Here is a 17742-nt window from a genome sequence, read left to right as displayed (position 1 = left end):
CGCATTGCTTGGATCGGCAGTAGCAGCAGAGCCTCCCGAGCACATTCCTGCAGGCGGTCCGAGTTCGCCCGCCGTTCAGGCTTCGCCGCGCGAGTCGATCTTCGACCGAGCGTCGCGTGGTGCCGGCGACCTCATGAACTCGGGCCTGCAGTATCTGGGCATCCGTTACCGCTTCGGCGGCACCAATGCGGACACGGGCTTTGATTGCAGCGGGCTTGTCCGACGTGTGTTCATGGATGCACTGGGCCTGAACCTGCCGCGGACGGCACGCGAAATGTCCAACATGGGCGAACGTATCGACCCGGCCGAACTCAAGCCCGGCGATCTCGTCTTCTTCAAGACAATGCGACACACTTTCTCCCACGTCGGCATCTACATGGGGGACAACCAGTTTCTGCATTCACCCTCTGCCGGCGGCAAGGTACGTGTCGAGGACATGACCGACAGCTACTGGCGTACGCGGTTCAATGGTGCGCGACGCCTCGTCGGTGAAGAATCCGGCGCCCAGGTCACACAGCCGGTTCGCTAATCGCCTTGTCGGCGACGAAACGCCGATAACGCAGCAGCCAGTGTTGTAGTCCGACTCGACAAGTCTTCCCCGCGAGTTCCGCGCTCACACGCCATGCGGGGTACTCGCACTGCAGTCAGTCCAAACTTGATTGCACCGTGAGACTGCGCACCAGCGACCAAGAGGCTGGAACGCAGCCTCTCAGCTTTGCTTTCAACCAAGATCACGCGGCCCAGCAGTCGCGCAGGAGTCGTTCTGCCGCCTGCGGGGGAGTGCCAGCGACTGGGAAACGAGGCGGTTCACGTATCAGCCATGGTTCATTCGGAACGTGGCGCACGTAACAAGGAACAGGACGACGCCGCCGTTTGCTCACTCATGCACACTGCCGCTTGCAACCGCTCCGCGGCGCTACCGAGCATCGAGACTCGATCTGCCAACATCGCGAGCAATTCAACGAGGATGCGTTCGGGGTCGAGCGTCTTTGCCCGCATCACTTCGATGGCACTCTGCAGTTCGCGAAGTCGTTCGCGCCGATCAGGGGCCGCTGCGCAGATCTCGGCTTCAATCAGCGCACGGCGTCTGGCGACATATTCTTCGGGACCGACGCCCGCCAGATCTGCAAGACTATCCATGTCGAGGCCGGCCATGCTCTCTCTCCCGCCACACTCCGCGCGAATCGATACTACGCTCGACATCCGCCAAAGTCAGTGCTAGCTGTCGCGGAAAAAACAAAGGCCCGCCGAGGCGGGCCTTACTCCGAGACAGAACGAAGATCAGGCTGCGGCCGGCATGCGATCGCGCAGCAACGCCTCCCGCGTGGTTCCACCCGCGTCGGCATTGGTGCCCAGCAGTTCCTTCATGTCGAGGATCAGCACGATCTGGCCGTTTGCCAGGGTGGTCACACCAGCGACCCCCTTCGGCCTGAATGCGTCCAGCGACTTGATCACCGCGTCCTCGCGGCCGGCAAACGTGTCGATCGCGAGTACATAGTTCCGCTCCGCCGTCTGCATCAGCACACCATACTCCGGCAGGTATTCTTGCGGCCAACCCAGCAGACCGGACAAGGTGTAGATCGGCAACACTTCGCCACGCACCACCATCGTTGCGCGCCCGCCAACCTCCTGCACATGCTTCGCTTCGATCGGCAGGATCTCGCGAACCATGGACAGTGGTACCGCGAAGGGCTGCTCTCCCAAGCGCACCACGAGCACCGGCAGAATCGCTAGCGTCAGCGGCAACGAGATGATGAAGGTCGTTCCCTTGCCCTGCGTGGAGCGGATGTCGATCGTGCCGTTGAGCTTCTGGATGTTGGTCTTCACCACATCCATGCCGACCCCGCGGCCGGAAACGTCAGACACCGCCGTGGCAGTCGAGAAGCCCGGGAGGAAGATCAGGTTGTAACTCTGACGTTCATCCATGGTGTTGGCTTCTTCGTCGGTGATGAGGCCCTTTTCCAGCGCCTTGGCACGCAGACGTTCCGCGTTCATGCCGCGACCATCGTCGGCGACGATGATCACGATGTGGTCGCCTTCTTGCCGCGCTTCGAGGCGAACCACTGATTTCTCGGTCTTGCCCGCAGCAAGGCGATCCTGGGTCGGTTCGACACCATGATCCACCGCATTGCGAATCAAATGGATGATTGGATCCGACAGATCCTCGATCATCGTCTTGTCGATCTCGGTCTCTTCCCCGGTCAGCATCAGTTCGACGTCCTTGCCGAGGCTGCGGGCGAGGTCACGAGCGATGCGGGGATACTTCTGGAACAGCCGGCCAATCGGCTGCATCCGGGTCTTCATGACAGCGTTCTGGAGGTCGGAGACGAGCAGGTCGAGCTGGCTCACCGCAACGTCGAGTGCATGCAGCGTTTCCGAATCACTGCGGCCGTTGAGGATGTCGGAACGCAGTGCATTGAGCCGGTTCTTCGTCAGGCCGATTTCGCCCGAAAGATTCAGCACCTGATCGAGGCGCGAGGTGTCGACGCGAATCGAGTTGTCGCGGGTGCGTTCAACTTCACGCCGCCCTGTCGGCCCGCTGTAGCCAGGCTTGTCGCTCGCGCGCCGGCCGATCGCAGCCTTGATGATTTCTTCGGCCACATGATCGTCGAGCTGCTTTTCCGGTTCCGCAGCCGCGACAACAACCTTGGGCGCGGCAACCGGCGCCACCGTGGTGGGCTCCACGCCGGTAACGGCAGCGTACAGCGCATGCCAGTCAATACCGTCTTCGCCAATCGGGTGGCTGACCACTACCGGCGCGACCGGCACCAAGGCCGTCTCGGCTTTCGGCGCAGGCGCCGCAGCCGGTGCGGGTTTTGGCGCAGCCGCCTTTGCCCCGCCAGCGGGCAAGTTGCCCGCGATCGCCAGCTTGAGTTGCTGAATCAGGTGTGGATCGGCCGCCGCAGGCTGCTGACCGCGCTCCAGATCGTTGAACATGTCGCGCACCGCGCCAGTCGCGGCAAGAATCACGTCCATCGCATCGGGCGTGATCGCGAGTTCCGCATTCCGCAGCTTGTCGAACAGGTTCTCGGTCAGGTGGCACAGCGTCACCAGTTCCGTTGCGTTGAGGAAGCCGGCACCACCCTTGATCGTATGAAAGCCGCGAAAAATCTCGTTCAGAAGACTGGTGTCATTCGGCGTGCGTTCGAGGTCGACCAGCTTGTTGTCGACGCCCGACAGCAGATCGCCCGCTTCGATCAGGAAGTCCTGAAGGAGATCTTCCATCCCCCCAAAATCGCTCATAGCTCGCTCCGATTCACCGATTGCCTATAGCCTTTGCGCTACTTAAACCCTGGCGAGTTTCCTCAGAAGCCCAGGCTTTCGAGCAGATCGTCGACCTGTTCCTGATTCGTCACGACGTCCTCGCGGCCATCGGCACTCACGACCGGGCCGTTGAGCAGGCTCTCGCTCAGCCCAACCGTCGGTCGCTTGCTGTCCGGCACCACCTGCAGAAGGACATTCACAAGCCCCTCTTCCAGGGCCGCGGCGAGATCCACGATCTTCTTGATCACCTGCCCGGTCAGATCCTGGAAGTCCTGCGCCATCATGATTTCGAGCAACTGCTCATTCACCAGCTTGCTGTCGTCAGCCACCTGACCAAGGAAGCTGCGTGTGTCCTGCGCCAGCACCTTGAATTCTTCGACCGAGAGTTGCTTGGCATAGAGCTGGTCCCAACGCTGGCGCAGCGCGCGGGAACCTTCCTCCTGGCGATCCTGGATCGGTTGTGCGATGTCGGTCGCGTTGAGCACACGGCTGGCCGCCTGCTCGGTCATCGTCGCGATGTAAGACAAGCGCTGTCGGGCATCAGGGATGGCCTTCGCGGTCTCCTCGAGCATGCGGTCGTAACCGAGCTCGCGAAGCGTGTCGTGCAACATCCGCGTCATCTGGCCGATCTTGGTAAAGACCGCCTCCTGACGCTCTTCGGGCGTTGCCGGCTCGGACGGAACTTCCCGCGCCACACCCTCGATCACGTTTTGCTCACCTGCTGCGGATTGCGCGGCGACGTTGTCAAAAAGACTCTGCAGCTCGTCGCTATCGCCCTCTGAATCCGCCGGAGGGGGTGGTGCAGCCGCCTCACTCGCAATGCTGTCGAACAGCTCCTGGAGTTCCTCGTTGTCACCCGATCCGTCATTCGCTGGCCGTTTTGCCATTTCCGGCTCCTGTTGGTATCTCACACCTTCGGCGCGTCAACATCCCGCACGCTGCGCTTGCAACTACGCACTAGCGATTCAGCCCGTCTTGCCCAGCTTCTCGAAAATCTTGCCCATCTTTTCCGACAGGGTTGCCGCGGTGAAGGGCTTCACGATGTAGCCGCTCGCACCGGCCTGTGCGGCCATGATGATGTTTTCCTTCTTGGCCTCGGCGGTAATCATGAGTACCGGCAGATCCTTGAGCGTGGCACTCGAACGGATCGCCTGCAGCAACTCAATACCGGTCATGTTGGGCATGTTCCAGTCGGTGACGACGAAGTCGAAACCGCCGCCCTGCAATTTCTGCAGCGCAACCGCACCGTCTTCCGCTTCATCAACGTTGGTGTAGCCCAATTCCTTCAAAAGGTTGCGAACGATGCGACGCATCGTCGAAAAGTCATCAACCACGAGGAATTTCATTTTGGGATCGGACATATTTTTCTCCGGGGTTAATCCCTGTGCGACTTCATCAGATATGGGCGCAGCGTCTCGGCAAGCACCTCAGCATCGAACTTTGCCACATAAGCATCGACGCCGACTGACTTGCCCATCGCACGGTTCGCCTCGGACGAGAGGGATGAATGCATCACCACCGGAATCCCCTCGAAGCGAACGTCGCTCTTGATATTCCGGGTCAGCACGTACCCGTCCATCTCCGGCATTTCTGCATCCACCAGGATCAGGTTCAGCTCGTCGGCGAGGCGGCGTTTCTGCAATTGCGCATGGGAGGCCATGCCTTCCAGCCGCGTCCAGGCCTCGTACCCGTTCATCGCATGCTTGTGCCGGGCGCCCAGCTTGTCGAGCACCTCTGCAATTTTCTTGCGGGCAATGGAGGAGTCATCAACGAAGAAGATGTTCGATTCGACTTCTTTTCCGAGCGGCACGATCTGGCCGATGGGGGCCTCGCCAAAGGTCTGCGCGAGAATCGTCTCGACATCCAGAATCGACACCAGGCGACCATCCGGCAACTCGGTGATCGCGGTAATGAAGCTCACCGCCGAAGACGAGACGTTTTCGGGCTGGCGAACCTTGTCCCACTCGACACGGATGATTCGGTCAACATCGCTCACCAGAAAACCCAGCGTGCGCTTGCTGTACTCGGTCACCATCATCGACCCGCCCAGTCCCGCATCCGCCTTGTGCAGATTGAGGATGCGCCCGAGCGAGAGCACCGGAATCACGTTGCCACGCAACGAGATCAAGCCTTCCACGCCAGCAGGCATGTTCGGCGCCTTGGTAATGAAGGGCGTCTTGGAGACTTCACGGACCTTGAAAACGTTGATCCCGAAGGTCTCGGTCGTGCCCAGCGAAAACAGCAGGATTTCCATCCTGTTCGAGCCCGCGAGCTTCGTGCGGGCATCGACCGACTCAAGCAGATTTCCGTGCGCTTGTTCCATTGCTGCTCCCGTCAAAGCATTTCCTGATCGCCATCGATGTACTTGATGAGCGCTTCCGCGAGCCGGTGCGGTTCGAATTTCGAGACGTAGGCATCCACGCCGACCGATTTGCCCAGCACCTGGTTCGACATCCCAGACAGCGACGAATGCATCAGTACCGGGATCCCTTCGAAGCGCGGATCGGATTTGATCTTCTTCGTCAGGATGTAGCCGTCCATTTCGGGCATTTCAATGTCGGTCAGCACCACGGTGACCAGCTTGTTCAGCTTCTTGCCGACAATTTCGGCATGGCCGGCCAACTTGTCCAGTTCGTCCCAGGCTGCACGTCCGTTCACCGCATTCAGGCCACGAACGCCCATTTCCTTGAGGGTGCGTTCGATCTGCTTGCGTGCCACCGCCGAATCGTCGGCGTAGAAAACGGTCGCGTCGCGTTTGCGGACTTTCGGCAGATCCTTGAACAGGAAGTCATCGTCGTACTTGGTGGTCTCGGACAGCACCTTCTCGACGTCGAGCATCATGATCAGGCGGTTGTCGTCGAGTTCGGTGACTGCAGTCACCAGGCCGCCGAGACGCGAGGTCAGCATTTCGGGCGGAACGCGCATTTGCGCCCAGTCCAACCGCAGGATCGTATCGACCGCCTCCACCAGAAACCCCTGCGTGTGGCCGTTGTACTCGGTCACGATCATGATTTCGCGTTTGCCGTCGGTATTCACGCCGGTGTACTTCGCGAGATCAACGATCGGCACCAGCTGGCCGCGCAGCGATACCATGCCCTCCACCGCGCTCTGCATGTCGGGCGCCGCAGTGATGGGCGGCGTGCGCATCACCTCGCGCACCTTGAAAACGTTGATGCCGAAGGTCTCGCGGCGCTTCGTCCGGGAATCCTCGCCCAGGGTGAAGAGCAGGATCTCGAGCTTGTTCGTTCCAGCCAGGCGCGTCCGCGCGTCAATGCTCTTCAGTAGTTCGGACATTCGTCTCTCCAACTCCGTATCCGCCCGCGTTGTCACAGGCGTCATTAACACTTACGGCACCAAGTTCACCGACTTGAGGGTTATCAAGCACGAAAACCAATCCGGAACCCGCCCCAATGGCGGCCCTGGACATAGATAGGCGCTGAAACGTCGTGCATCACCTCGCCGGTATCGCGTCGGTAGGTCTGCACCAGATACTCCATTTCATGGGCACCGCAGCGCTTGCCGACCGGATCGTCAAAGATCCGTTTGGTGCGGTTGCCGACCATGTCCTTCTCGAAGTTCCCCGTCAGCGGCTGCGAGAAGCGCTTGTTATGGGTCGGGAAGTAACCCCGGCGATCCACCGCCCCGGCGTAGATAACCGCCTCGTGCTGTTCCAGAATCGGCTCCTGGATCGCCGGCAAGATCTCATCGGTCAGCGCATCGAACTTGGTGTGGAATTTCTGGGGTCTCGTATCCGGAATCGGCTGGTAGCGGTCGTCAAAGAGCGCCTCCAGCGTGATCTTCCCGCTCGCAACTGCCTGATCGAGCGCGTCGCCCACCGCCTTGGCAGAGGCCTGCGCCACGCCCGGCAACTCGACATGGACGTCAATTGCCTTTGCACCCGATTCCGAGAGCCGGAATACCTTGTCGATTTCTCCGAGGTTCCCGGCCAGATTTCCCAGCCGCCCGGCCTCCGCGCGCGTTTCCTCCGAGGCCTGCGCGTTCTGTTCGATCATCTTCAGGATCCGCTGCACCGACCCGTAGATCGCTTCGGCATCGCGGCTCTGGCCCTGGATCGACAGCGCGATCGCATCGACCTTCTCCATCGTTGCTGTGGCGCCGCGATCTATCGCCTGCAGCGAATCCGACGCCGAATTGGCCAGTTTGGCGCCGCTGCGCGCCTGACGACTGCCTTCCTCGATGGTGGCGATAGCGCTCGCCGTATCGCCCTGGATGGCTGCAATCATCTGGGTGATCTCGCGCGTCGCGTTTGAAGTACGTTCGGCCAGCTTGCGCACCTCGTCGGCAACCACGGCGAAACCCCTCCCCTGCTCCCCTGCCCGGGCAGCTTCAATTGCCGCGTTCAGCGCCAGCAGGTTCGTCTGGTCGGCGATTTCGCGGATCACATTCACGATGCCGCTGATCGCCTGCGAACGATCCCCCAGCGATGCCACCACCGACGCCGACTGCTCCACCCACTGCGCGATGCGCTCGATTTCCTGCGACACGTTGTTGACCACGTCGCCGCCGGCGATCGACAGCTCGCGCGCTTCCTGCGCGATGCGAGCAGTCTGCGAGGCGTGCTCCGCCACCTCGTAAACGTTGGCGGTCATCTGTTCCGTCGCCTGCGCCATCTGATTGGCGGCGTCGCGCTGCGCATTGGTGCTGGTGCTCATGCGTTCGGCACGGGCGGCGAGCTGGTCGGAAACTTCTGCGACACGGCGCGAATCACTGATGACTTTCGCAACAACACCCTGAACGACATCGACCAGATTATTCAGTGCGCCTGCCAGATCGCCTGCCACCCCAGCGGTCACCGGTGCACGCCGGGACAAGTCGCCATCGCGGTTGATCTGGGCCACCAGATCAGCCATCGCACGCACCGATTCGCGCTGGCGCCGCTCGAGAAACCAGGTCAGCAGCAAAGCAATACCGGCTGCCAAGACAGCACCGGCAACAGCCCCTCCCAACCAGGCACCGACCCCCGCCCCCAGCGCCACCCCGACACCGAGAACGACTCTCGTCCCGATTTCCCTCATTCGACCCTCGCCGTGTTGGTCACGATCGCACGTTCACAAGTGCTGTTCGTCCGATTAACGGCGGGGGATGAAGCGACTTTAGGCATCGTTTGAGATTCCCTTTTGAATCAAAGCCTGAGCAGCGGAATCGGACGCCACGACGAATAGTTTCATCGTCGCGCGGGTCGCGCCGACGAAAAATTTCCGCAGCGCCGCATCGTCCAGCGCTGCAAAGTCCACCTCGCTCAGGATCACGCACGGCGCGCTCTGCCCCTTGAAGCGGTAGACCGTCTCGCACAGCACGTCGCCGGCCGAGAACTCCGGCATGCCTAGCAGGTCGTAACGCCCCGTGAAATGGCGCAGCGGAATCGGCCCAAGGCGGTCGAGGCCGACCAGCGCCGAGCGCTCGCGCCCGTGAAAGCTCAGCAAGGCGATCTGGCTGCGCTCGAAGCCCAGACCGATCGCTTGCGTCAGCGCCCGCCGGGTCCGCTCCACCAGCCCCTCGCGGTCGGCGTACTGCTCCAGCGAGACCGCATCGCCAGCGATCGGGCTACCCGGTACCTGCCTCAGTTCCGCCGGCATCAGCCGATTGAGCATGTCGACGATGGCGCGGGGACTGCGGTAGTTGGTTTCGGAGCGCAGCGTCACCCAGCCCGCCGTGTCGGCAGCAGGCTTCGCATAGAGGTTCTGCATCGGATCTTCGAGCCACCAGGCCCTCGCACCGGGCCGCACCAGCCGCATCACGGCATCGCGCCAACCCGGTTCGAAATCCTGCCCCTCATCGATGATGATCTCGTCGAACACCCACTCTGGCGGAATCGCCATCGCCGCAAACGCCACCACCACCCGGGCGAAGGCGTCGGGCTGCCGCAGGTCGGGTGAGAGTCCGGTGCTGCGCAGCACGTTCACGCACAGTTGGTGGAAAGAAGCCACCTCGCCGCCGGCCGGCACCAGCGCAGCCACATGGTCCGCCAGCGGGCGGTTAAAGCACACGTACAACGGCCGCCGCCCGGCTGCCAGCGCATCGCGATAGACCGCCAACGCGAGCTGCGTCTTGCCGGATCCCGCCGTGCCCACGACCCGCAACAGGTGGGGTGACATTTCCAGCCGCCGCGCCCATTCTGTGAGGCCACCCGAGAGGCGGGTGTAGAGCGCACGCGACGCATCGGCGGCCGCGCCGACGTCCGGCGTCAGCGACAATTCGTCCGCTAGAAACGCCGACACCGCGGCGTGACGTACCGCATCTGCGGCAACACCGGCGTCGAGCGTCAGCACCCGCGCCACCAGCGCCTCGCGTTGATCGGCATCGATGATCAGCGCCGGGTCCAGGCCCGCGGTCTGCGGTTGGCGAACGCGATAATCCGGCAGGAAAAGCAGACCAGTCACCGATGCATCGCTGGCCACGCGAGCGAGTTTCTCGCGCAGCACCGCCACCGCGCGCCCCAGGTGGTGCGCCACGTTCACCGCTTGCGCCGCGCTGCCGCGCAGGAGGCCCTCGGCCGATTCGCGCAGAAAACCGGTGCGCTGCTCGATCAGTACGCAGGCGCCAGATGGCGCCACCAGCGCCAGATCCACCGCGCCAAACAGCGCTTGGCCGTCAGCGCCATGCTGCCAATGCACACCGTGAAACACCGCCCAATCGTCAGGCAAGGCTTCGCCCAGGCGGCGCAGCGTGTCGAGCAGTCGAACCAGGCTGGGCGATGCGCCGTTCGCCAGCGCTTCCCAACCGTCGGGGTAGATACGAGCCATGAATGCATCACCTCAAGACCAAGCGCCTGATTGTCGCCGACTTTGCGCACGGGCTGCCACGCCCCACGCGGCGTGGCTCATCGGGCGAGCTTGGCTCGCGATAGACTTGCCCCATGCCGATCCGCGTCAGCTTCGCCAACCGCTTCGAAACCCTTGAACAGATCCTGCTTGCCCGCCTTACGGCCGAGCAGCCCGGCCCGTTCGACCGGCAGACGGTCATCGTGCCGAACACCGCCGTGCGCCGCCGTATCGAGCTCGACATGGCGGACCGTTTCGGGCTCTGCGCCCAAGTGGACTTTCCCTTCCTCGGCCAGTGGCTGTGGCAGGAGGTCGGGCAGTGGATGCCGGCGCCAGAGCGCTCACCGCTCGACACCGGCCGGCTGACGTGGGCGATTCTGGTGCAATTGAACGACGGAGATTTCGTGCACAGTCACCCCGGCGTTGCCGGCTACCTTGCCGATGCCGACGCGGTGATGCGCTTCGAACTCGCCGAGCAAGTCGCCCGCGTGTTTACAGACACCGTGACCTACCGGCCCGACTGGGTGGAACAGTGGCGACTGCGTCGCGCACTGCCGCTACCCGCCGGAAACGATCGCGACACTGCCGACTGGCTGGGTGACTTGTGGCGCCGGGTGACCAGCGCATTGGGCGTCGCCGGGCAGCACCCGTTCATCCGCTTGCTGCAGGAGCAGCCCCAGCGCGCCGCCGCGCCGGCCGACTGCGGCCCGGTGCATGTATTCGCCCTGCCCGCCCTGCCCCCGCTGCACCTTGACCTGCTGCGCGCATTCGCGGACTACCGCGCGGTGCAGCTTTACGTGCTCAATCCCTGCCGCGAGCACTGGTTCGAAATCGTACCGGCACGCCGCCTCAGCTTTCTCGCCGCACAGGGTCGGTCCGACTTTCACGAGGTCGGCAACCGCCTGCTCGCTGCCTGGGGGCGGCAGACTCAGGCTCATATCGACCTGCTGTTCGAAAACGACGACGCCCTCGAGGAAGCCGACAGCCGGTTCGACGAAGCCCCGGCCGCCACGCTGCTGGGCCACGTGCAGAACGCCGTACTCGACCTGCAGGAGTTGGGACCGGCGAGTTTCGCCCTGGAAGCGGACGACCGCAGCATCGAAGTCCATGTGTGCCATTCGCTCACCCGCCAGCTCGAAGCCCTGCAAGATCGGCTTCTGGCGCTGCTTGGCGCTGGTTCAGCCGCGCCGGGTTCGCCGATCCGGCCGAGCGATGTGCTGGTCGTGGTGCCGGATCTCGCCACCGCCGCGCCGCTGATCGACGCCGTGTTCGGCACCGCCCCGCCGGCGCGGCGCATCCCCTACACCATTACCGGCCGCGGCCAGACGCGCGAGAACCTCGTCGCGAGTACGCTCGCCGCCCTGCTCGATCTGCTGCCCGGCCGCTTCCCGGCCAGCGCGGTGTTCGATCTGCTGCAACTCGCACCGATTGCGGCGCGCTATCAGCTCGACGATGCAGCGCTCGAAACGGTGCGCGACTGGGTCGCCAGCGCCGGCATCCGCTGGGGGCTCGACGCCCGCCAGCGCAGCGAACTGGGCCTGCCGGAACACGATGTGCACAGCTTCGCCGATGGGTTGGAGCGGCTCTTCCTCGCCTACGCGCTGGGCGACGACGCCGTGTTCGCCGGCCGAACCGGCGCCGCCAATCCCGAAGGGCAAGCCGCGCAGGCACTTGGCCAGCTCTGGCGCTTCGTACAGGATCTGGCCGACACGCGGCAGCGCTGGCGCACGCCGCGCAGCGCCGAAGCCTGGCGCGTTGAGCTGGACGACCTGCTCGCACGCTACATCCCCCCGAGCTTCGAATGGGCGGAAGATCTGCGCACCTTGCGCGCGACGGTGGCCGAGCTACATCGGCAGATGGATGCTGCCGGCGACGCCGACCTTACGCCGGACTTCGTGATCCGCGCGCTCGCTGACCTGCTCGAACAGCCTGCGCGCGGCGGGGTGCCCACTGGCGGCGTCACCTTCGCCGCGATGGCCAGCCTGCGCCCCTTGCCCTACCGGGTGGTCTGCGCGCTGGGCATGGACGACGGCGCCTTCCCCGGCACCGACCGGCCAGCTGAGTTCGACCTGCTCGCGCGCCACCCGCGCCGGGGCGACCGCCAGCGCCGTTTCGACGACCGCAACCTGTTCCTCGACCTGCTGCTCAGCGCGCGGGATCACTTCATCCTTGCCTACACCGGCCGCAGCCTGCGCGACAACGCCGCGCTGCCGCCCTCGGTACTCGTGGCGGAACTGCTCGATGCGTTCGCCGAACTGACCGCGACCGATACCTCGCCGGAGGGCATCGCCGCTGCGCGCGCCCGGCTCTTGGTGGAACACCCGCTGCAACCCTTCGCGCTGGATCTCTTCCTGCCCAGCGCCGACCCCCGCCTGCACAGCCACAACGCAGAACTCTGCGACGCGCTGCGCGCGGGCCTCGCCGACGCACAGTGCGCGCCCGAAGCGCCGCTCGGGCCTTCGTCTTCCGATGCGGACGATGATGACGAGGCGCAGGACGCCAGCAGCACGGCCCCGCCCTTCTTCACCACCCCGCTCGCCATCGACGCTTCACTGCGAGACGTGCCGCTGGACCGCTTCATCCGCTTCTTCCGCAACCCCTCGCGTGCCCTGTTACGCGAGCGGCTCGGCATCCAGCTCGCCAAGGGTGAAGACGCGCTGGCGGACGAGGAACCCTTCGTCGCCGACTACGAAGGCATCCGCGCCGTCTTCCAGCGGCTGGAGGCTGACGTACTTGCCGGCAGTTCGATTGACCAACTGCGCGCCCGCGTCGCAGCGGGCAACGAGTACCCGCACGGCGCCCTGGGCAACGTGCAGCGCGCCGATGTGGTGGCGCAGCTCGCCGCCTTTTCGCAGAAGCTGCAACCACTGCGCGACGAAGCGGCGCTGGCGCCGGTGCCCATCGCGCTGAACTTCGATCTGGCCGGCGAGACATGGCGCCTGAGCGGCAACCTCGCCGGGCTGCGCGCGAGCGGTCAGTACCGCTACCGACTCGACGCCCTGCGCGCGGCCGACCGCGTCGAGGCGATCCTGCATCACCTGGTGCTCTGTGCCGCGGCGCCGAGCGGCGCGGTCGCAACCACGCAGCACCTCGCCAGCGACGAGACGCTGACGCTGGCGCCACTAGCCCCCGCCACCGCGCTCGCCCACCTGCAAAGCCTGCTTGGCTGGTATCGCCTCGGCCAGACGCGGCCGCTGCACTTCTACCCGAAGAGTGCCTGGGCCTATGTGGAGAGCGGACAACACCTCTCCGAAGCCCGAAAGAAGTGGGACAGCGCGATGTTCGCCGGAGAGAATGAAGACCCCCACTACCAGCTCGCGCTGCGCGGCGTCGCCGATCCGCTGGATGCGGAATTCGAGCAAGTCGCGCTGGATGTGTTCAGCCTGCTGATCACCGACGCGGAGCGCACGGCATGAGCACGCTGCGCGATCTCGACGTCTTCGCCTGCCCGCTGTCCGGCATCAGCCTGATCGAAGCCTCGGCCGGCACCGGCAAGACCTGGAACATCTGCGGCCTGTATCTGCGGCTCCTGCTCGAACACGGCCTGCCGGTCGAGCGGATTCTCGTCGTCACCTTCACAAAGGCCGCCACGGCGGAACTGCGCGAGCGGATCCGCCTGCGCATCGTCGAAACGCTTGCCCACCTCGAAGGCCGCGGCAGCGCAGGCGACCCCTTCGTGCCGCAATTGCTCGCTGCGGTGCGTGCAAGCGGTGTCGCGGACGAGGCACGCCTGCGCAGCCAGCTCGAACTGGCCCTGCAGACCTTCGACGAAGCGGCGATCTTCACGATCCACGGCTTCTGCCAGCGCGCGCTGGCCGACACCCCTTTCGCGGCCGGGCTGCCCTTCAAGCTGGAAGTTACGCCCGACGACCATGCGCTGATCCGCGAAGCGGTGGCCGATTTCTGGCGGCGCGAAGTCGCCATCGACACCCTGCCGCCCTCCCTTGCTGCATGGCTGCTGTTGCGCAAGGACACGCCAGACACCTGGGCCAAGCTGTTGCGCGAATCGCTCGCGCGCCCGCTGGCGAGAGTGGAATGGCCCGCGGCGCCCAAAGACGCGCCGTCGCCCGATACGCTCCGGCAACTGTTCGACGAAGCGCGGGCCGCATTTGCAGCCGTCCCGCCGCCAGCCGAAGTCCTCAAACAAGCCGCCGCAGCGAAGGATCTCAACGCAGCGTCGTACAAGCCGCACCTGATCGACGCCAGTGCGGCCGAGTGGGAAGCGTGGTTCGACAGCGGCGACGAACTGAGCACCGCCGTCGCGCCGTCGAGCGACAAATCGCCGCTGCGTCTGATGCGCGCTGGCTTCATCGCAGGCAAGCTCAACAAGAACCGCACCGCGCCGGAACACGCGTTCTTCGACGCAGCCGAGGCGCTGGTCGCCGCCCGGATCAGTGCCGAACAGGCGCTCGAACATGCGCGCCTTGTGCTGATTCGCCGCATGCTCACCACCGCGGGCGAAGCGCTGCGTGCCGCGAAGCGGCGTGCGCGGGTGGTGGCCTACGACGACATGCTCGCCAACCTGCACCGCGCGCTCACCTCCGGCGCGAACCCGTGGCTCGCCGCCGCGCTGCGCGAGCACTACCCCGCCGCGCTGATCGACGAATTTCAGGATACCGACCCGGTGCAGTTCGAGGTGTTCTCGAAGATCTATGCCGGCGATCCGGCGGGGCCGCTGTTCCTCGTGGGCGACCCGAAGCAGGCAATCTACAGCTTCCGCAACGCCGATCTGCACACCTACCTTGCCGCCGGCGACGCGGCCCGGCACCGCTACACGCTGCGCGAGAACCAGCGCTCCACCGGCCCGCTGATCAACGCGCTCAACACGCTGTTCAACGCCAACCCCGGCGCCTTCGTGCTGCCCAAGCTGGGCTACGAAACCGTGCGGGTCGGCGCCAAGCCGCGCCCGGTCTTCAGCGACGAGAGCGGCACGCCCAATGCGGCACTGCACCTGTGGCAACTGCCGCCCGGCGAAGCCGGCGGTACAATGCTGCGCGGCACGGCGATGACTCAGGTGCCCGCGGCCTGCGCCAGTGAAATCGCGCGACTGCTCACTGCCGGCCAGCGCGGCGAAATCCGCATCGGCGGCCGCCCGCTCGCTGCGGCAGACATTGCGGTGCTGGTGCGCAGCCACAAGCAGGCCGCGCTGATCAAAACCGCACTGGCGCAGGTCGGCGTTGCCAGTGTCGAGATCTCGCAGTCCGACGTGTTCCAGACACTGGAAGCCACCGAGCTCGCCCGCGTGTTGCACGCGGTGCGCGAGCCTGCGCGCGTGGGCCTGCTGCGCGCAGCCCTCGCCACCACGCTGATGGGCGAAACCGCCGAAGCGCTCGCTGCACTGGATCACGACGAAGCGCGCCTGCAAGCGCAGGTCACCCGCTTCGTCGAATGGCGCGAACTGTGGAACAACCGCGGCATCGGCATGATGCTGCGCCGCTGGCTGGCCGGCGACGATGCCGCGCAAAGCGTGGTCGCCCGCATGCTCGCGGCCGGCGACGGCGAACGCCGGCTCACCAACCTGCTTCATCTGGCGGAGTTGCTGCAGCAGGCCAGCGATACCCATCGCTCGCCCGAGGCGCAGATGCGCTGGTTTGCCGACCAGTTGCAGGCCGATCGCCATGAAGAGGTTGCGCAGTTGCGGCTGGAATCTGACCGCAAGCTGGTGCAGATCGTCACGATCCACAAGTCCAAAGGGCTGGAGTACCCAATCACCTTCACGCCCTTCCTGTGGGACGGCCACCGCCGCAACGATGCCAGCGGCGACGCGGTCGAATACCACGACGCGAACGGCCGCATCGTGCTCGACTACCGCCCCGAAGCCGGCGACGACGACACGATCAAACAGGCCCGCAAACGCGAACGCGCCGCCGAAGACGTGCGGCTCGCCTACGTCGCGCTGACCCGCGCGGTGTTCCGCAGCTACGTCGTCGTCGGCAACTACCTCAAGCCCGCCGGCAAGAGCGTCAGTACCAAGGAATCGGCGCGCAGCGTGCTGAACTGGATCGCCGCCGGCGCTGGCAGCGATCAGCAGGTGTGGGACGCTGGCGAGGCGACTGCCACGGAGATCGATGCCGCGTGGCATCGCATTGCCGATGCCGCCGCTGGCGACATCGCGCTGACACCGCTGCCCGCGGCAGCCGCCACCCGGCTTGAGCTGGCCCCGCCGCCGCTCGACCAGCTCACCGCCCTGCCTGCGCCGGCGCACATTCCGGACGCATGGAAGATCGGCAGCTTCAGCCGCCTCGTGCAAGGCGCGCACAGTGCCCACGGTGCCGAGCAGGACCATGACGCCCTCGCCGCGCCGCGCCCGCTCGGCCCGACGCCGGCGAGCATCCCGCCCGACGACGTACTGCACTTTCCGCGTGGCGCATCGGCCGGCGACTGCATGCACGCTGCCTTCGAGCGAGCCGATTTCACCGACCCGGCAAGCTGGGACGCCGCCGCCCGCGCCGCGCTGCGCGATCACCCGCAACGCGGCATCGAAGGCAGCCGTGGCGAGCAGGCTCGTCAGGTGGCCCAACTCACCGGCCTGATCCGCGACGTCGTCAGCACACCGCTGCCAGCCGGCCTGCACCTGGCAGACCTGCCGATGAAGCAGCGACTCATCGAAATGGGCTTCAACCTGCCGGCGTCGACCTTGAGCGCCGCGCGCCTCAACGCCTGGCTCGCCGAACGTGGCTACCGCATGCCGCCGCTAGGCTTCCAGAGCCTGCACGGCTACCTCTCCGGCTTTATCGACCTGGTGTTTGAACACGAAGGCCGTTACTGGGTGCTGGACTGGAAATCCAACATGCTCGGCTTCAACGCCGACGACTACCGCGGCGAAGCGCTCGCCGACGCAATGGCCTCGCACGGCTACCACCTGCAATACCTGCTCTACCTCGTCGCGCTGCACCGTCACTTGAAGCTACGGCTGCCGCACTACGACTACGACAGCCACATCGGGGGGGCGCTCTATTTGTTTGTTCGGGGCGTACGGCCGGGGTGGTTGGCTGAGGATGGCGCTCAGGCCGGGGTGTATTTCCGGCGGCCGAGTCGCGCGGATGTTGAAGCGTTGGATGCTTTGATTACGGGGGGTGGTGACGGCGGAGTTTTGACCTTATGACCGGCCACGCACTGACGCTCAGCGAAGTGGCTAGCGACACGGTCGTAGGTTGCGCTGAGCTTTGCGAAGCCCAACGTTGCTGTGTTTGCGGCTTGCGATCGGCCATGTTGCGCGGCGATGGTGTGTCCGCTGAAGCCGGGTCGCGCCCCGGCGGGCGCCCTACTTTCTTGTGGCAACAAGAAAGTAGGCAAAGAAGTGCCCCCCGCTTCAACGCCGCGCGCTTCGCGCACGGTCCCCTGCGCTGCTCGCGTCGCCGGGGGCCTGCGGAACTCGCCCTCGCTTCGCTCGGTGCTCGAACAGTCCTCGGCCCCGCCGTGCTACGCACGTCGGAACCCGGCAACGCTGCGCTGCTCGGCGTTTCAGAGGGGGATGGAAAGGCGTCGACGATTGACCGTTTCCTTGTTTCCGTAGCCCGGACACAGGCCGAAGGCCGGAGTCCGGGAGGTGCGGTTGCACCGTTGACGGCAGCAGCCCCAGATTCCGCTCCGCTCCAACCCGGCTACGAACAACCCGGCCGCGTCGATCAACAGATGGTTTTGACTTTGGGTCCCGTCGAGAGCGCCGAGTGGCGCAGCGGGGTCGGGGGATCGG

Annotated in this window: 11 protein-coding genes; 3 read left to right on the top strand and 8 right to left on the bottom strand. The window is 64.9% G+C overall.

The features are described 5' to 3' along the window. Positions 1–133 precede the first annotated feature (133 nt). Positions 134–529: a C40 family peptidase gene (locus GGR36_RS03585; RefSeq protein ID WP_420847480.1), complete on the top strand. Its 396-nt coding sequence runs from the start codon at positions 134–136 to the stop codon at positions 527–529. 296 nt (positions 530–825) lie between these two features. Here the strand turns inward: GGR36_RS03585 and GGR36_RS03580 are convergent, their stop codons facing one another. The 8 genes from GGR36_RS03580 to GGR36_RS03545 form a co-directional block, all read right to left on the bottom strand. Continuing rightward, complete coding sequence (locus GGR36_RS03580) at positions 826–1155, bottom strand: DUF3135 domain-containing protein (protein WP_183631917.1); 330 nt, start codon at positions 1153–1155, stop codon at positions 826–828. 126 nt (positions 1156–1281) lie between these two features. Further along, on the bottom strand, positions 1282–3243 hold the full coding sequence (locus GGR36_RS03575; protein WP_183631915.1) for a chemotaxis protein CheA: 1962 nt from the start codon (positions 3241–3243) through the stop codon (positions 1282–1284). A gap of 62 nt (positions 3244–3305) precedes the next feature. Further along, positions 3306–4151, bottom strand: coding sequence for a protein phosphatase CheZ (gene cheZ / locus GGR36_RS03570; protein ID WP_183631912.1), 846 nt, complete (start codon positions 4149–4151; stop codon positions 3306–3308). 78 nt (positions 4152–4229) lie between these two features. Then, positions 4230–4625 (bottom strand): chemotaxis response regulator CheY, encoded by a 396-nt coding sequence (gene cheY / locus GGR36_RS03565; protein ID WP_183631910.1) that lies wholly within the window; start codon positions 4623–4625, stop codon positions 4230–4232. A gap of 14 nt (positions 4626–4639) precedes the next feature. Further along, entirely contained in the window at positions 4640–5587 is a 948-nt protein-coding gene (locus tag GGR36_RS03560) for a chemotaxis protein (protein WP_183631908.1), read from the bottom strand. An 11-nt stretch (positions 5588–5598) separates the two neighbouring features. Next, positions 5599–6558 (bottom strand): chemotaxis protein, encoded by a 960-nt coding sequence (locus tag GGR36_RS03555; RefSeq protein WP_183631906.1) that lies wholly within the window; start codon positions 6556–6558, stop codon positions 5599–5601. An 83-nt stretch (positions 6559–6641) separates the two neighbouring features. Further along, positions 6642–8300: a methyl-accepting chemotaxis protein gene (locus tag GGR36_RS03550; RefSeq protein WP_183631904.1), complete on the bottom strand. Its 1659-nt coding sequence runs from the start codon at positions 8298–8300 to the stop codon at positions 6642–6644. A gap of 78 nt (positions 8301–8378) precedes the next feature. Beyond that, entirely contained in the window at positions 8379–10028 is a 1650-nt protein-coding gene (locus GGR36_RS03545) for a nuclease-related domain-containing DEAD/DEAH box helicase (protein ID WP_183631902.1), read from the bottom strand. Between the two features lie 113 nt (positions 10029–10141). Here GGR36_RS03545 and recC point away from each other — a divergent pair, with 113 nt between their 5' ends. Both recC and recB read left to right on the top strand, forming a co-directional pair. Continuing rightward, complete coding sequence (gene recC, locus GGR36_RS03540; RefSeq protein ID WP_183631900.1) at positions 10142–13462, top strand: exodeoxyribonuclease V subunit gamma; 3321 nt, start codon at positions 10142–10144, stop codon at positions 13460–13462. After that, positions 13459–17151 (top strand): exodeoxyribonuclease V subunit beta, encoded by a 3693-nt coding sequence (gene recB, locus GGR36_RS03535; protein WP_183631898.1) that lies wholly within the window; start codon positions 13459–13461, stop codon positions 17149–17151. The genes recC and recB overlap by 4 nt, the downstream gene beginning before the upstream one ends. The last annotated feature ends 591 nt before the right edge of the window (positions 17152–17742 follow it).

The organism is Niveibacterium umoris (genome assembly GCF_014197015.1).
GTDB lineage: Bacteria > Pseudomonadota > Gammaproteobacteria > Burkholderiales > Rhodocyclaceae > Niveibacterium > Niveibacterium umoris.
The sequence above is the reverse complement of the archived record's forward strand: the minus strand, read 5'-3'. Positions and strand labels throughout refer to the sequence as shown.

Coding starts and splice junctions, on each gene's coding strand:
- GGR36_RS03585 (WP_420847480.1), top strand. CDS start 134: ATGAACTCGGGCCTGCAGTATCTGGGCATCCGTTACCGCTTCGGCGGC.
- GGR36_RS03580 (WP_183631917.1), bottom strand. CDS start 1,155: ATGGCCGGCCTCGACATGGATAGTCTTGCAGATCTGGCGGGCGTCGGT.
- GGR36_RS03575 (WP_183631915.1), bottom strand. CDS start 3,243: ATGAGCGATTTTGGGGGGATGGAAGATCTCCTTCAGGACTTCCTGATC.
- cheZ (WP_183631912.1), bottom strand. CDS start 4,151: ATGGCAAAACGGCCAGCGAATGACGGATCGGGTGACAACGAGGAACTC.
- cheY (WP_183631910.1), bottom strand. CDS start 4,625: ATGTCCGATCCCAAAATGAAATTCCTCGTGGTTGATGACTTTTCGACG.
- GGR36_RS03560 (WP_183631908.1), bottom strand. CDS start 5,587: ATGGAACAAGCGCACGGAAATCTGCTTGAGTCGGTCGATGCCCGCACG.
- GGR36_RS03555 (WP_183631906.1), bottom strand. CDS start 6,558: ATGTCCGAACTACTGAAGAGCATTGACGCGCGGACGCGCCTGGCTGGA.
- GGR36_RS03550 (WP_183631904.1), bottom strand. CDS start 8,300: ATGAGGGAAATCGGGACGAGAGTCGTTCTCGGTGTCGGGGTGGCGCTG.
- GGR36_RS03545 (WP_183631902.1), bottom strand. CDS start 10,028: ATGGCTCGTATCTACCCCGACGGTTGGGAAGCGCTGGCGAACGGCGCA.
- recC (WP_183631900.1), top strand. CDS start 10,142: ATGCCGATCCGCGTCAGCTTCGCCAACCGCTTCGAAACCCTTGAACAG.
- recB (WP_183631898.1), top strand. CDS start 13,459: ATGAGCACGCTGCGCGATCTCGACGTCTTCGCCTGCCCGCTGTCCGGC.